The organism is Neoalteromonas arenosi (assembly GCF_030362855.1).
Taxonomy (GTDB): domain Bacteria; phylum Pseudomonadota; class Gammaproteobacteria; order Enterobacterales; family Alteromonadaceae; genus Alteromonas_E; species Alteromonas_E arenosi.
The window spans coordinates 179,940-196,095 of the sequence record NZ_JAUCBP010000006.1; the positions used below are offsets into that span (position 1 = coordinate 179,940).

13 protein-coding genes and 2 pseudogenes are annotated in these 16,156 nt (G+C 45.8%); 3 read left to right on the plus strand and 12 right to left on the minus strand.

What is annotated here, in order from left to right; genetic code table 11:
• From QTP81_RS05045 to QTP81_RS05070, 6 genes are all read right to left on the minus strand, one after another.
• Complete coding sequence (locus tag QTP81_RS05045) at positions 1-438, minus strand: tellurite resistance TerB family protein (protein ID WP_289364155.1); 438 nt, start codon at positions 436-438, stop codon at positions 1-3.
• Between the two features lie 63 nt (positions 439-501).
• Positions 502-1,572 carry an ABC transporter ATP-binding protein gene (locus tag QTP81_RS05050; protein WP_289364156.1) on the minus strand — a complete coding sequence of 357 codons (1,071 nt, stop codon included), beginning with the start codon at positions 1,570-1,572 and terminating at the stop codon, positions 502-504.
• A complete protein-coding gene (locus QTP81_RS05055; protein ID WP_289364157.1) occupies positions 1,572-3,209 on the minus strand; it encodes an ABC transporter permease in 1,638 nt (545 codons plus the stop codon). The genes QTP81_RS05050 and QTP81_RS05055 overlap by 1 nt, the downstream gene beginning before the upstream one ends.
• A gap of 12 nt (positions 3,210-3,221) precedes the next feature.
• Entirely contained in the window at positions 3,222-4,232 is a 1,011-nt protein-coding gene (locus tag QTP81_RS05060; protein ID WP_491712950.1) for an extracellular solute-binding protein, read from the minus strand.
• A 136-nt stretch (positions 4,233-4,368) separates the two neighbouring features.
• On the minus strand, positions 4,369-6,012 hold the full coding sequence (locus tag QTP81_RS05065) for an ATP-binding SpoIIE family protein phosphatase (RefSeq protein WP_289364159.1): 1,644 nt from the start codon (positions 6,010-6,012) through the stop codon (positions 4,369-4,371).
• Between the two features lie 2 nt (positions 6,013-6,014).
• Entirely contained in the window at positions 6,015-6,320 is a 306-nt protein-coding gene (locus QTP81_RS05070) for an STAS domain-containing protein (protein ID WP_289364160.1), read from the minus strand.
• A gap of 125 nt (positions 6,321-6,445) precedes the next feature.
• Here QTP81_RS05070 and yciH point away from each other — a divergent pair, with 125 nt between their 5' ends.
• From yciH to pheA, 3 genes are all read left to right on the plus strand, one after another.
• Positions 6,446-6,766: a stress response translation initiation inhibitor YciH gene (gene yciH / locus QTP81_RS05075; RefSeq protein ID WP_289364162.1), complete on the plus strand. Its 321-nt coding sequence runs from the start codon at positions 6,446-6,448 to the stop codon at positions 6,764-6,766.
• A gap of 93 nt (positions 6,767-6,859) precedes the next feature.
• Positions 6,860-7,660 (plus strand): response regulator, encoded by an 801-nt coding sequence (locus QTP81_RS05080; protein WP_289364164.1) that lies wholly within the window; start codon positions 6,860-6,862, stop codon positions 7,658-7,660.
• Between the two features lie 177 nt (positions 7,661-7,837).
• A complete protein-coding gene (gene pheA, locus QTP81_RS05085; RefSeq protein ID WP_289364166.1) occupies positions 7,838-9,019 on the plus strand; it encodes a prephenate dehydratase in 1,182 nt (393 codons plus the stop codon).
• 15 nt (positions 9,020-9,034) lie between these two features.
• On the opposite strand, the gene QTP81_RS05090 is transcribed toward pheA, so the two are convergent.
• The 6 genes and pseudogenes from QTP81_RS05090 to QTP81_RS17205 all read right to left on the minus strand — a co-directional run.
• The gene (locus QTP81_RS05090; protein WP_289364167.1) at positions 9,035-11,356 is read right to left on the minus strand and encodes a methyl-accepting chemotaxis protein; all 2,322 of its coding nucleotides are present in this window, start codon (positions 11,354-11,356) and stop codon (positions 9,035-9,037) included.
• Positions 11,357-11,449: 93 nt separating this feature from the next.
• Complete coding sequence (gene tyrA / locus QTP81_RS05095; protein WP_289364168.1) at positions 11,450-12,586, minus strand: bifunctional chorismate mutase/prephenate dehydrogenase; 1,137 nt, start codon at positions 12,584-12,586, stop codon at positions 11,450-11,452.
• A gap of 1 nt (position 12,587) precedes the next feature.
• On the minus strand, positions 12,588-13,679 hold the full coding sequence (locus QTP81_RS05100; RefSeq protein ID WP_289364169.1) for a 3-deoxy-7-phosphoheptulonate synthase: 1,092 nt from the start codon (positions 13,677-13,679) through the stop codon (positions 12,588-12,590).
• 254 nt (positions 13,680-13,933) lie between these two features.
• Positions 13,934-15,475, minus strand: coding sequence for an AbgT family transporter (locus tag QTP81_RS05105; protein WP_289364171.1), 1,542 nt, complete (start codon positions 15,473-15,475; stop codon positions 13,934-13,936).
• Between the two features lie 119 nt (positions 15,476-15,594).
• Positions 15,595-15,708: pseudogene (locus QTP81_RS17200) on the minus strand (DapH/DapD/GlmU-related protein); the annotation flags it as partial.
• A 234-nt stretch (positions 15,709-15,942) separates the two neighbouring features.
• Positions 15,943-16,074 (minus strand): annotated as a pseudogene (locus tag QTP81_RS17205) (maltose acetyltransferase domain-containing protein); the annotation flags it as partial.
• Positions 16,075-16,156 lie beyond the last annotated feature (82 nt).

A 16,156-nucleotide genomic window follows, 5' to 3' on the forward strand; every position in this document is an offset into this window, starting at 1 on the left:
CTATTGTTTCACTTTCAACTTTGCTTGCATATATAAACTGTGAGGTACATGCATCAAATCAGCGATACGTCGAATCACGTGTTCTTCGTGCATATCGAGCTCGTTATCGGCGTAGGCAACAGTCCATAAGTGTTGAATAAACGCAGCTCGCTGCGGCAGGTCATAATGTTGGTTTAGAATACGCGTAAATTGAACTAAATCCACTGCATTTTCAGCATGCTCCTCAGCATCGCTCAGTAATGCCTTAAGTTCGGGACCGCTTAAGTTAAACTCGCGGGTTACAATTTGACTAACCTGTTCTCGCTCCGCCGCGGCAAACTCTCGGTCAGCCCTTACGACCTCAAACAACAATGCTGCACTAGCGAGTTCTAGTGTGTGTTGGTCATTTGGTTGATCGGCCACTTGGCGTTCGAAGAGCGCGAGAAAAGACTTAATCATTACTACTTCACCATAGATAATCCTATCAGTTTATACTAGCCCAGACTCAACGTCTATGCAGGCCTATTGCGGAAACAGTATTAGATGATCCATGTCTAATCGAATGCCAAAGGACTCCCCAACTTGATGATCGTGATGGCTCGGCGCTAGACATAACAGCGGGTGACACTGATCATCATCTGACTCTGATATCGTTAAGTAGTACAAAATACTCGCTCCGCGAAAATGGCGATTAACGACGATCGCTTTGAAACGACTCGAATCATCGTGGACAATATCGTCAGGTCGCACCAATAGTTGCAATGTCTGTCCTTTTGCTGCTTGCGCTCCATCACAGTAAGTCGCATGTTCGGCATCAAAATCGCCAATGACTGTTTCAAGGCGACCACTTGCATTCAACTTAGCTTCCAACATCACGCCTTCACCTATAAAACCAGCGACAAATGTTGTTTGCGGTTGATGATACAGCTCATAAGGAGTGCCTACTTGTTGCATTTTAGCATCTTGAAGGACAGCGACTTGATCGGCCATAGCAAATGCTTCGTGTTGATCATGAGTAACCATAATCGCCGTCGCCCCTGCCGCTTTGAGCATACCGCGAACATCTTGAGCCAGCTGTTCGCGTAAGGCAGAGTCCAGATTAGAAAAAGGCTCGTCTAGCAGCACCAATTTAGGCTTGGGCGCTAGTGCTCGCGCTAGAGCCACTCGCTGCTGTTGCCCTCCTGAAAGTGCATGAGGGTATACATCTTTATAGGTAGAGAGCTCGACCAATGCTAATAGCTCATCGACTCGAGCCGCAGATTCAGAATGATTCATTGCTCGTAAACCAAATGCGATATTTTCGGCCACCGTCATGTGTGGGAAAAGCGCAAAATCCTGAAATACCATACCAATGTTACGTTGGTTAGGAGGTAGCATTGCATTCGACGAAGATACAACTTTACCATCTAATTCAATCTCACCTGCAAGGGGCTGAATGAATCCAGCAATAGCTCTGAGTAAGGTTGTTTTTCCGCAACCAGATGGGCCTAAAATACAGCCGATCTGCCCAGGTTCAAGATGAAAAGTGACGTTCTGCAACACCTTGTCATTTCGCGTTGCATAACTAATGGCTAAATCCCTGACTGTTAACATCAGCCCTCACTCGTATTATCAATGGTTTTAGTGATCAAGAAAATTGGCACGAGGCTCACGGCGACTATGGTCAATGCTGGCATTGCAGCCTCAAACAAGCGCTCATCTGAGGCCATTTCATAGGCCCTTACTGCCAATGTATTAAAGTTAAATGGCCTGAGAACAAGCGTAGCCGGAAGCTCCTTGAGCACATCGACAAATACCAACAATCCAGCGCTAAACAATGAGGCGCGTAATAAGGGTAAATGAATGCGCGATAATACCTCTGACCGCGTGGCTCCCATCGTCAGTGCCGCCTCATCCAGAGAGGGCTTAATGCGTAGTATACCTGCTTCAGTATTTTGTAGTGCGACACTCATAAACCGAACACAGTAACAGAAAACCAAAGCGAACACTGTTCCAGACAGTATAAGCCCTGCATATCGACCGGTTACTGCGTGTAATAGGTTGTTAATGTTGCCATCTAACCAACCGAGCACCATTAAAGCGCCAACCGCAATGACCATACCCGGCAGAGCATACCCTAAGCTCAATAGGCGAATTTGCCAGCGACTGAGGGCCGAACCTGACCAGCGATTTTGATAGGTATATAAAGCAGCTATGAGTACTACGATAAAAGCAGTAACCAATGCCAAGCCAAACGTCGCGCTGACCAATTGCCAGTAATCGCTCCAAACTATATGTTCGAATGTCATTGATGCCCAAACCAACAATTGCACAGAGGGGATGACAAAACCCAACAAAAAAGGCAAAAAACAACAAGCACAGACAACCGAATTACGCCAACCAGATAAAACGATTAGCGGTGAAGATCTTACTGAGGTTTGTTGAAAATATTTGATCCGGCGCCGACTATGCTGCTCGAATACCAACACAAGTAATACAAATAAACTTAGAATCCCCGCCAGCTGAATGGCTGTTGTTCTAGAGCCCATGGCATACCAAGAGCGAAAAATCCCCGTGGTAAACGTATTGATACCAAAAAACTGAACAGTACCATAATCGGCTAACGCTTCCATCATAGCGAGTGCGGCACCGGTAAATAGCGCAGGCCTGGCTAGCGGGATGCTGACCCGAATAAAGTACTGAGCACTACTATAACCGTGGATTTTTGCCACTTCGCGCATGCTCGCGCTTTGCTCACTGAAGGCAGTACGCGCCAATATATAAACGTAAGGGTACAAGACTAACGACATCAGAATGATCGCCGAAGGCAATGAACGAACTTGTGGGAACCAATAGTCGCCGACTCTCCACTCAAATGTTTCTCGTAACACCTGTTGCAACGGACCTGACACATCCAATAGGCCTGTGTAACTATACGCAATAATATACGCGGGCATAGCCAGTGGCAGCAGTAAAGCCACACGTAAAACGCGCCTCCCCGTGAAACTGTAATGACTCATTAACCAAGCTGTCAAAGTCCCTAACAGTAAAGTACCAACGGCTACGCCCAAGGCTAAAATAGTACTATTAATGACATAGCTTGCTAAAACCGTATCGATCAGATGTTGCCAAATAGACACATCAGGAATCGCAAAATGCGCGATCACAACAGCAAGCGGCGCTAACAGCGCCGCCGTAAGTAAGACTGGTATATTGGGTCTTATTTTTGTCGCGAGAATCGACTTAATCACTGACAAAGCATTCTATTGCCAACCGGCTCTGTCCATGAGTTGCAGAGCCGCAGCATTACCTGCACCTACCTTATCCAAGTCGACACTGAGCGCTTTAAATTGTCCCATGTCTTGCATCAGTGGGCTCCATTCAACACCTTCCAAAACGGGATATTCATGGTTCTCTTGGGCATACCATTGCTGGCTTTCAGCTTCCAACATAAAGGCGATTAACTGGTTAGCCGCCTCAGCATTAGGCGCGTATTTAGCAACTGCGATCCCAGAAATATTTACATGAGTGCCAAAACTATTCTGATCCGTCCACAAAACATCAACAGCCTGCGCTTGTTGACGTTGCTCTGGATCATCTGAAGCTAGCATTCCGGCAAGATAATACGTATTTGCCACTGCAATATCACATTCGCCGGCAGCTACGCCTTTAATTTGGTCGCGATCACCACCGACAGGAGGTCTGGCCATGTTGGCTACAATGCCTTTCGCCCATTCTTCCACCTGCTCTTCACCCAATTCCAGAGTTAACGCAGCAATCATCGATTGATTGTAGATATTACTTGATGAGCGTATACAGATACGCCCTTGCCATTCGGGTTTAGTTAAATCCAGCATACTCGTGATTTGGCTCGGATCTACTCGGTCAGGCGCATACATCACTGGTCGTGCCCGCATAGTTAGCGCAGCCCAATGCTGCTGTTCATCACGTAAGTAATCCGGTAGCAATTGCGCCAGATTTTCTACCTGGATTGGTTGGGTTAAGTCAGCGGTTTTTGCCCGTACTAAGCGACCTGCATCGGTCGTTATTAAAATATCTGCTGGGCTGAATTGCCCTTCTGTTTGCATTCGCGTAATGAGTGCATCGGCGCTTCCCGTAACTAAATTGACGGTAACGCCCGTCGCCGCTGAAAACTTATCAAGTAAAGGCTTAATTAACGCCTCTTTTCTCGCCGAATAAACGTTTAACTCGCTCGACTCTGTCTCAGATGGTTGACCAATCAAAAACCAACCTACAATGCCTACTAAGACGATAAACGCAATGACAATTTTCAACGGTGACTTCACAAATAGCTCCTGTAAACTTGACGTTGTTGATAATAATTCTCAATAACGTCTTACACAAGCGGATTATTTGAATTAGCTGATATAATTGCGTTAAAGCTACTTTTTACAGCGCTAAAGTGACTTTTGCAGTGGTGCCTTTGTTGAAAAATTCTACAGTCTCACAAAGTGTATTAAGCATCGCAATACCACGCCCAAAACTTTGCTCTGGATCAGGCTCTGGCATATTGTCGATATCAAATCCCTTGCCGCTATCAGTTACTAACAACTGCAATCGCCGTTGACTGGGGTCAAAGCTTGCTTCGAGTTTAACAAAACCTTCAGTAAGCTGTTCTAATCGCTCAGAGCGCAAAGTGTAGTATTCGATAAAACCTTCACTGGTGCGCTTCATGCTGGAAGAAATACCCAAGACGCCATGCTCTAGTGCGTTGCTGTATAACTCAGTTAGGATCGTGAATAAATCCGAGCGAATCCACGACAGACCCAATTGACTGCAAATCAGATCGATAAAATGTTGAATAGATTCACCGGATCTCAGCAATGTGGGCCCTAAATCGACGTTGACGCGAAATGGTAATGGTGTAACTACATTGTCTTTACGCAATGACGATAAATCCTGACACTGGTAAAGTGTCAGTGTGACATCATCATGAGCCTCAGTTTCCCCCATGAAATCGCGCATGTGCGCCGTCAAGTCTTCAACTGAAATATGTGGGTTACCGATAAATAGCTTTTCAAGCCCTACCTCACCAAACATTTCACCGCTTTCGTTGGTCAACTCAATCAAGCCATCTGTATACGCCAGTATCCTTGAGCCCGGCGCAGCTTCAAATACCTCATCGTCATCTTCGAACTCGTGATTATCAAGGATGCCTAATGCCATGTGTTGAGAGGAAAACCGCTTTTCCAATTGACCATCAGGCCCCTGTAGCAAGAGGTCTGGCATTCCGCCATTCCAAACACTAAAGCGCCGACCATTTTCATTCACTTCAACAATAGCTGCGGCGAAAAACATGTGAATTGGTAATAAGTTTTCAAGAGTTCGATTCAGTGTCGAAGCGATTTCTGACACTGATAACCCTTTTGATGCCATGGCTTGAAACGCCCGGGTGACCGGCAGTGCACCGATTGCTGATGCTAATCCGTGACCGGTAAAATCACCGATTAAAAAGTAAAGTCCACCATTTGGGCTCGATTCACATAAAAATACATCACCACTAAACTCAGTGGCAGGGATATTGCGGTAATCAAAAAAGGGCGTCACCGCAGGGTTGTTTATGATTGCTTTGGAAAAAATATGCTCAATAATTTCGTGCTCGCGCTCAACCGTGTGACGAAAATATTTCAGCTCTTGGTTTTGAGCGTTGATGTTAGTGCTGAGTTCGCGGGTCCGTAAATGTGCTTTTACTTTCGCTAACACTACTGTTTTATCAAAGGGTTTGGAAACGAAGTCGTCGCCACCAACATCGAGACAACGAACAACTGTGTCTTTCTCATCTAACGAAGTAATGAAGATAATCGGCAAATAAACCACATCATTGGTCGACTTCAATCGCGTTGCCACTTCTAATCCGTCCATTCCCGGCATAACGACATCGAGCAGTATTAAGTCGGGCTTAATTTTTTCAGCCAGTAGCAAAGCTTCATGACCGGATCGGGCTTCATAGATATCCAGATAGCCCTGCTCTTCCAGCATGTGTACTAATAAAAAACGATTGATAGACTCATCGTCTACGACCAATACCCGCATGGTTATTCGATTTCGAATTTCTTATCAAAGCGAGATATAGTCAATATTTTTAAGACTTGCGGGCGTGAATGGGTGATGCGATAGAGACTCACTTTACCTTTTAGTACTTTTTGCATATTGAGTAACATGCCCAAGGCCGAGCTATCCATGTACTCTGTTTCAGTTAAATCGACTTCAATGGTGTTGACTGAATCGGGAATCCCTGAGTAAGCAGCGCGAAAGTCCTGAACTTTGCCAAAATCAAATTTATCGTCCATGCGGATAATAAGGGTTTTTTCATCTGCTGATAACTGCGCTTCCAAGGCCATAATTACACGTACTCGTTGTTAAAGTTAGACAATTAAGATGTAATAGTAGTGTAGCACTGCTTTTCATGCTTTGTGCTAATTAAATCATTGAAAAATATCAAGTCTAGACTAAGGGAAACATCGTTATGTCTGACAATCGACTGGTGTATTCAACCGAGCAAGGGCGAATAAAACCTCAAGCCAATGCCGTCGCAACTGCAAAGGGAGATGGTATTGTTCGGATCCACCGAGAGACAAAAGGACGCAAAGGCAAAGGTGCCTCAATCATTCGCGGTTTACCATTGACTGAAACAGAACTTAAAGCGCTATGCAAAGAGCTTAAGAAAAAGTGTGCATGTGGCGGTTCCGTGAAAGACGCAAGTATCGAAATTCAAGGCGATGTCCGAGACAAATTAAAAGCTCTGTTAGAGCAGAAAGGCTATCAAGTGAAACTTGCCGGTGGTTAGCAACTAAAAGCCGTTGTTAGAGACTGTCACAATGAACTACACTTACAAGCAATAATTAACGCCGAGTAGTACTCGCCAGTATTTTGAGCATTTATGGAAAAACTATCAATTTCAGACCTTAACCTTTTGTTAGTTGAGCCTTCCGATACCCAACGCAAAATTATTACAGCGATGCTGTTAAAGGAAAATGTCAAGGAAATCGATGCCGTTTCGACAGTTGCTGAAGCCACTGCGGCACTTAAAAATCACGCTGCAGATTTAGTAGTCAGTGCGATGTACTTTGAAGACGGAACTGGCCTAGATTTGATCAAGTCAATTAAAGAAAATGAGGCGTTGTCGGCGACTCCGTTTATGTTGGTATCGAGTGAAAACCGGCTCAGTAAACTCGAAGAGTTTAAGCAAGCTGGCGTGGCGGCGATTCTCCCCAAACCCTTCGAACCCGTGCACTTATCGCGAGCATTGAACGCCAGTTTAGACCTCATCAATACCGATGAACTCGATCTTGAGTTGTTTGACATTCACGAAGTGCGAGTATTGCTTGTCGACGACAGCCGCTTAGCGCGTAATCATATTCGTCGAGTCCTTGAAGGTATGGGCTTGAGGAAGATCCGCGAAGCTGAAAACGGCGCGCTTGCACTGACATTTTTAAAGGACGAAGAGTTTGATTTGGTTGTCACTGATTACAATATGCCTGAAATGGATGGTCGCGAACTGTCAGAATTTATTCGTTTTAATCCGGAAACAACCCATATTCCAATTATCATGGTCACTTCAGAAGCTGCAGACAGTGCGCACATGACCAATATCCAACAAACGGGGGTTAATGCATTGTGCGACAAACCTTTCGAAGCGACAGAAGTGCGAGCCATGTTGGCAGCGCTGTTAAGTGAATAATCGTGCTACATTGGCGTTGACAACGGTAACGCTTCAACATAGAGTCTAGGAATGAAATTTATTGCACTTATCGCTCGTTTTTTTACGTTTACCTTTACCTTCGGGTGACGGCGGGCGGTAGTGTGTGTATCAACAAAAACCTCCCACTGGGAGGTTTTTTTTTAATTGGGAATAATTATGGCCACTGATGCGCTAGAGGCACTTCGAAAATCTATTACCGCCGTTGACTCCGAGTTACTTGAGTTACTAGCGAAGCGCCGCGGTCTCACTAACCAGGTTGCGGAAACGAAGATCAAGCACCACATACCCGTGCGCGATCAAAAACGCGAAGAACAATTGTTAATACGGCTTATCAAGCAAGGTAAAACAGTTGGTCTAGATCCGCATTACGTCACCCAGCTATTTCACGTGATTATTGAAGATTCTGTTTTAAACCAACAAGCCATGCTAGCCTCTCGCGCAAACCCAGATAGCGAACTGCCGCTAAACCGCGTTGCGTTCTTGGGCGATAAAGGCTCTTACAGTTATCTAGCAACGCAAAAGTATTTCTCCCGGCGCGCCGGTGAGCTAATGGAAATTGGTTGTCAAAGCTTTGCTGAGATCATTTCTAAGGTGGAAAAAAACGAAGCCGACTACGCGGTATTACCCATCGAAAACACCTCATCCGGCAGTATCAATGAAGTGTATGATCAGCTCCAACATACCTCGCTAAGCATTGTTGGTGAACTCACCCACCCGATTAAGCACAGCCTGTTGGTCAAAGGGGAGACGTCCATCTCTGCAATCAAAGTATTGTATGCACACCCTCAAGTATTTGCCCAGTGCAGCCATTTCCTGGCAGAACTGGGTAGCGTCGAAGTTAAACCCTGTGACAGTACGTCTGCTGCAATGATTACCGTCAGTGAAACCGACGACCCCAGTGTTGCTGCAATTGGTAGTGAAGCAGGCGGTGCGCTGTATGGCTTACACGCAATAAAATCAAATTTGGCGAATCAAAAAGAGAATCACTCACGCTTTATTGTGGTCTCGCGAAAAGCCGTGAGCGTGCCATTGCAGGTACCGGCTAAAACGACCTTAGTGATGTCGACTGTCCAAAAGCCGGGCGCGCTGGTTGAATCGTTATTGGTGCTGAAGGACAACAATATCAATATGACGAAGTTAGAGTCTCGTCCTATCACGGGTAACCCTTGGGAAGAGATGTTTTACTTGGACGTCGATGGCAATATCGAAGACGGGCCAATGCAAAATGCTTTAGAGCAGTTAGCGGCCATAACCCGTTACTTCAAAGTGTTGGGATGTTATCCGAGTGAAGAGATAAGCCCCACTCGAGTAGCCGCAGTAAATGCGCTTGCGGAATAGCAAGCGTACATAAAGCTATACTTTGAAGCGTCTCACTAACTCGTTGGTATGAGCTGCTATGCTGGCCAACTCCTTGGCTGACTTACTGGTCTGAGTGGCACCATTTTCAACGTCAGCGGCCATATCAGAAATCTGCGTAACATTTTGTGTGACCGAATCTGACGTAGAGTCTTGTTCAGTTGTAGCTGTGGCCACTGTATTGGCCATATCTTGCACTTTATCAATGGTCTGAGACAACTCATTCATAGCGGTAGTCACCAGATCGACTAAATGAATTCCACCATCAGCAGCAGCAGCGGCGCGCTCCATTGCATGGACGGATTTATCCGACGAGATATTCATTTTTTCGACTGTTTTTGAAATCTCTACCACGTTCTCTTGCGACCGAGTTGCTAGAGCGCGAACTTCATCGGCAACCACCGAAAAGCCTCGCCCAGCTTCGCCAGCACGCGCGGCTTCTATCGCTGCATTGAGCGCCAACAAATTGGTCTGATCAGCGATACTGGTGATAACATTAAGCACTGCGGTAATTTGATTGACTTCGGCTTTTAAGGAAGTGATAACCTCGCTGGAGTCACGAATTAACTCTACCAACAACTTAATATTGTCGGCAGCCATATCGGCGCGTTCCATATTTTCGCCTAAACTATTTTTCGCTCTAACACTAAAATCGCGGGTCGATACCGTGCTATGCGACACCTCAGCGATCGAGGCCGAGAGCTCTTGCATTGCGGTAGCGACCATATGTGTTTGATCGCGTTGCTGCTTCGACGTAGCCTCACTTTGATTCGTGATAGCACTCAGTTGCTCTGATGCAGCAGCGAGCGTTTCAGCATCATCCTTAACCTGCGAAATAATATCGCGAATTTGACCGATAAATGTATTGAAAGATTCGACAATTCGGTTGATCTCAGGAATACGACTGCGACTTAAGCGCATAGTTAAATCCCCTTCTCCGGTAGTAAGCCCTTCACAGGCGTCTCCCAAGCGAACTAACGGAATAACTAACCGCGAAGCAATCCACAAACCAATAATGGATGCTACACCGATAAGAATAGCGGCAGAAATCGTTACTGAAATCAGCAGTGAATCGCCTAATGCTTTGGCCGGACGCAGAGCTTCTTCGACATCAATTTCCGCCAATAGCGCATAAGTACGTCCGCCGATCACCACCGGTGAGTATGAGGAGAACACCTCAACATCGCGGTAATCAAGCACTGCCGAAAATCCGGATTCACCGCGCAGGGCTGCTTGTGAAGCCGCTGTGTTAACCGGTTGGTTACCAACTGAAGTACCACTGGTGCGGATTGTTTGTGCGACATCAGGGTATTTGTCAGATATGACCTCTAAATAAGGTTCTGGTGTTTCCAGAAAAAAGCGGCTCTCTGTAACAAGCTTACCTTGGGGACTGACTAAATAGGTTTCACCGGATTCACCAAAACCTTTTTCCAACCACTTCTGATCATGGGTTAGAAGGTTAGAAATAGTGTCTAGCGGGATCTGAAAAATGAGAATTGCAATCGCTCGGCCGTCTTTATAGATCGGTGTAGAAATAAACCCAGCCATTGCATCGTAGGACGGTAAATATGTGGTTAATTCGCTGAAAAATACATCATCTTCATTAGACGCATTAACGGCTAACTGAAACGCTTCTGAAATGCCGGTGCCGGCATAGGGGCCAGTGGTAACACTAGTGGCATAATCCAACTCTTTAAACACGCTGTAAACAATATTACCCGTGTCGATATCAGCAATAAAAATATCGTAATAGCCAAATTCTTGCAGAAACTTGCGGATTGCAGGGTGATACTGAGCATGCAAGCTCGCATAGTTTGAGTCATTCTCCAATCGGACTAAACCGTCTTTCTCACCAATCGCAAAACGCGAGCCAGCAATAAAGTCGTATTGCAACGCTTTGGCATTATTACTCAACCCCTCAACTAAGCCGGTTGGATTGCTGAGCATGTCATTATTCCGCTCAGCGTATAAATTAGCAAAATCGTTACTGTAATAACTCTCTAATGTGGCTCTTTCAGACGCACTCAGCGGTTGGCGCTGACTAGAGTAGCGGTTAAACGCCGGCACAAATGCCGCTGCTGCGTCTACTATGGCAGGCTCAAATGACTTAGTTCGGATTTGCGATTCAATAAATTGAAAGTATTGTTTAAGCGCTTCAGACGTCTGTGTGTTCTCGACTGTGAGCTTTTCTTGTGCGGACTTTTGCAAGGCTTCTGTTGAGTTACTGACGGCAATATAGTAAGCCAGAATAGTACTGACTAATATCGCGCCGAAAACCAATGAAAGCACAGTTAACAGCAGCCGAGATTTAAGCGTCATATTGTTCCCTTGTATTGAGGCGAGCTCGTAGAGTTATAGCATTAAGTTATTGGACTGGACCACTCCAACAGGTATGACCAGTAACAGTCAGCATTATCTGAGCATTTGATCGTCATCCGCTTTGAGTAATAAGCGTTTACTGTCGACCAAACACTTCTTGGCATAATCGCCAAACCAGCGACCAATCTGTAGAAACTGTTTGATAAACTCAGCTTTGTTACCCGCTTCAAATAGTGTAACGACTTCGTTAAAGCGTTGATTGAAGCGTTTTAGCAACGCTACATTTTCTGGGTCATTGAAGATGATATCGGCATATAATTCAGGGGCTTGAGCAAATAATCGGCCAACCATCGCAAGCTCGAGCCGGTAGATCGGGGAGCTAAAGTTAGTCAGTAGTTCAAGGTCGGGATTTTCATGCCGTAAATGCGCCCCGTATACAAAGGTATTAAAGTGGCGCATGACTTGAATGAACGCCATTGCTCTATCGTGCTCGGCGGCATCCGTTTCCTCAATTTTGGCTCCCCACACCCGAAATTGCTCAATTAGCCATTGATATTTGTCGGCCATACGGCCGTGACAAACAACCACCACCTGTTTGACCATACCCGCTGAGTCGGGGCCAAACATCGGGTGTAAACCTAAAACAGGCCCAGAGTGTTGTTGCATCATCGCGTTAAGTGGTTTTGCTTTAACACTGGTGATGTCAGCTAAAATACAATCATCAGGCAAACGCGGCAGCTGCTCAATAACGAGCTCTGTTAGCGTTATAGGCACACAAACTAAGACCAATTTAGCATTTGCCAAAAGCGAATCAGCGTTAGGCCAGTCGTCTTTCTCAATTACTGTTACAGGGTAATGGCTGCGTTTAAACAGCTCGACAAAGATTCGCCCTAAAGAACCATTACCGCCGACGATTACTACTTTATTTATCGCTGGATTAGTTTGCAAAAATTCACCGTCTTGAGTGGCGTAAGATTCACGCATAATCCGTCGCAACAAATCCTCTACCAACACAGGTGAGACCCCCTGCTGCTCGGCTTGTTTTCGACGTTTTGCTATGAGTTGGGACTCACGTTCAGGTACGTATATCGGCATGCCTGTCTGACTCTTCACTTGGCCGACTTTTGCCGTTACAGCAGCGCGCCGTTTAAGTAAATCGACCAACTGAGAATCGAGCTGGTCGATTTCTTCGCGTAAACTGCTAAGTACCTGTTCTGGTGAATCCGCCATGCTATTGTTGACTCGTGTATTTACTTTGTCGCAGTGGTAATACGGTTATCAAACGCTCGCGTGCTTGTGAGATGACGCTCTCAGTGGTTGCCCAATCGATGCAACCATCGGTAATCGAAACGCCATGTGCAAGTTGTTCACGCGCGATACCATCGCTCGCCTGATTCCCTGCATTAATGTGACTTTCCAACATAATACCAATAATAGACTGGTTTCCCTCTAAAATCTGGTTAACAACATTCTGAGCGACCAGAGGTTGGCGTCGATAATCCTTAGACGAATTAGCATGGCTACAATCGACCACTAAACTGGCGGTTGTGCCCGCTTCACGCAATTCTCGTTCACACTCCGATACACATACGCTATCGTAGTTCGGCTGTTTACCACCGCGCAGAATAATATGTCCATCGGGATTACCCTGCGTTTTTATGATACTTACCTGGCCTTGCTTATTGATCCCCATAAATCGGTGGCCAGAAGCCGCTGACTTGAGCGCATTAATCGCTATTTGCAGACTACCATCAGTACCATTTTTAAAACCGACAGGCATAGACAGGCCACTCGCCATTTCGCGGTGGGTCTGCGACTCGCTGGTTCTCGCGCCTATGGCTGCCCAACTAAAGAGCTCAGCTAAATATTGAGGGCTGATGGGATCTAATGCCTCAGTCGCCATTGGCATTCCTAATTCAGCTAACCATATCAGCAGCTCTCGCGCTGTACGCAACCCGGCCTCAATATCAAATGAACCATCGATATGTGGATCATTAATCAGCCCCTTCCAGCCGGTGGTTGTCCGCGGTTTTTCAAAATAAACGCGCATGACAATATAGAGACTGTCCTTGCACGTTTCGTGCAGCTCTTTCAACTTCAGCGCGTACTCTTTAGCAGCCTCTGTATCGTGAATTGAGCATGGCCCACATACAACTAATAAGCGGTGATCTTTACGGTGTATGATGTCGGCAATCGTTTTTCGCGATTCGGCGATCGCCTTTAGCGCTTTTTCACTCACTGGCAGTTCTTGCGCCAAAGCTTCCGGGGTCAGCAAAACCTCTTCAGAGCTAACGTGAATATTGTTTATCGTGTCCTTTAACATGGATCTCTCAGTAACGTTCAATGAAAAAAATGAAATAAAAAGTGAATGCGGTAAAACGAGGGCGTTCTGTCTTTGTATAATTATGTTTACAGCCTACCTAAACACACTTGCATGTAGCACTTGACTTTTTAGCAGGGACTAAAGCTTAACGCAAGCCATATGCGAGAATCAATCGAAGTTATTGGTTTTGAGGAACAAAAAGGTTGATAACAACGCTAGCCGATTGACCTCGGCTAGCGCGTATAGAATAGCGATTATCCCGCAGCTGGATACACATAACTCGCTTGGATACCCAACGGCAGGCCAAGGCCCCAATAGGCGAGTAAAAATACCGTCCACAGCAACAGAATCGCGATACTAAATGGCAGCATCAGCGACAACAACGTGCCGATCCCGGTAGACTTAACATAGCGTTGGCAATACACCACCACTAACGGGAAGTAAGGCATCAGTGGTGTAATGATATTCGACGAGGAATCTCCTAAACGATACGCTGCTTGGGTAAGGTCAGGAGAAATGTTTAACTGCATCAGCATGGGAACAAAAATAGGTCCTAACAGTGCCCATTTCGCTGATGATGAACCAATAAACAAGTTTACGAAAGCCGTCAAAAAGATGATACCCACAATGGTTACCATACTGGGCAATGCCAGTGACTTAAGCACTTGTGCACCTTCAATTGCCAATAAAGCACCTAAATTTGACTTGCCAAAAGCATCTATAAACAGCGCGCAGAAAAACGCCATAACGATGTAGTAACTCATCCCCTGCATGGCTTTAGTCATACTATCAATCATGTCTTTGGTTGTTGTGTAAGTGCCCGACATAAAGCCATAAACAACACCCGGTAATAGGAATAACAAAAAGATTAACGGCACGATGGACTGCATTACCGGTGCAGCAAACGAGGTTAATTGCCCCTCACTATCACGCATAGGTGACGTCTCTGGAACCAAAATAGCAATAAGCGCAGCGATACCCAGCAGCATAGTAATTGTTGCTGCTCGTAGTGCTTTCGTTTGTTTCGGTGACAAATCTTCGAACTTTGGAATATCTGCTGGATCACCATCAACTTCAACGTCTTTGAGGCGCGGCTCAATCACTTTGTCGGTTAGATACCACGCGATACTAACAATCAACAAGGTTGATGCTGAATTAAAGAACCAGTTGTTAAGTGGATTGACTTGGATATCAGGGTCGATGATCTGCGCCGCGCTTTGCGTAAAACTCTGCAGCAAAGGGTCGATAGCCGAAGGAATAAAGTTGGCACAAAACCCGCCACTTACTCCGGCAAATGCCGCAGCAATACCCGCAAGCGGATGACGCCCCATGGCATAGAAAATTACACCCGCCAGTGGGATCACCAATACGTAACCCGCGTCAGTAGCCGTGTGACTTATGATTGCAACTAATACTACCATCGGTGTTAACAGGCTCTTCGGTGTAGCATCTAGCATGCGCTTAAGGCCAGCACTGATAAAGCCGGAGTGTTCAGCCACACCCACACCTAACATTGCAACTAGAACAACGCCTAAGGGTGCAAAACCGGTAAAGATAGTCACCATGCGGCTTAAAAAGTCAGCCAGGGAATCGCCCGTCAAGAGGTTATTGACCACCACCGCCTCGCCAGTGCGAGGATCGATACTGTCAAAGCTTATGCCCGATAGCGCCGCGGATAAACCCCAGACGATTACGAGACAGATAAAAAATATAATTGCTGGATCTGGTAACTTGTTTCCGACCACTTCGACTTTGTCGAGTGCGCGGGTTACCCAAGTAGAATTTGTTGTTGTCATTGAGTTGCCTTGAGCTGTTTATTCTAGTTTTTAAAAGCCCCAATATTTAACCACAGCCAACGCAAAGTGGCTAACATTACCTGCCCTTAAAATGGTCATTTTATGAAGGTAGTCTTCGCGGCAACATCTTTACTCACAACGGCACCTGCCGCAATAATTGCTTCGGCGCCAATAGTTACTCCGGGTAATATCGTCGCATTCGCACCAATCCAAACATTGTCACCAATACTTATTGGTGCGACCCACTCCTCGCCACTCTGACGCAATGCCGTATCTTTAGGGTGCGTTGTCGCAGTAATAACTACGCCTGGCCCCACGAGCACAGAACGACCAAACACAACCTCTGCACCATCTAGGATGGTTACATTGTGATTGAGGTAAACGCCGTGTGGCGCAATGATATTTGCGCCAAAATCACAAGCAAAATTAGGTTCAATTTGCGGATTCACTGCTCGCGGTAAGAGTTTTTTTAAAATATTTTTACGCTCTGACTTTTGGTCAGGCGATAACTGATTGTATTTATGACAGAGCTGCTTAGCGCGATGTAATTGCGTTTTAAAAGGCTCTTGCTGGGGGAAAATTTGTGCGTACTGGGTCATTGCTGTGCCTTGATCCTGTGTCAGCCGAACACGATAAATAAGGCTAACCTTTAATTCAATGGCTACTGGATACAAAAAAGCC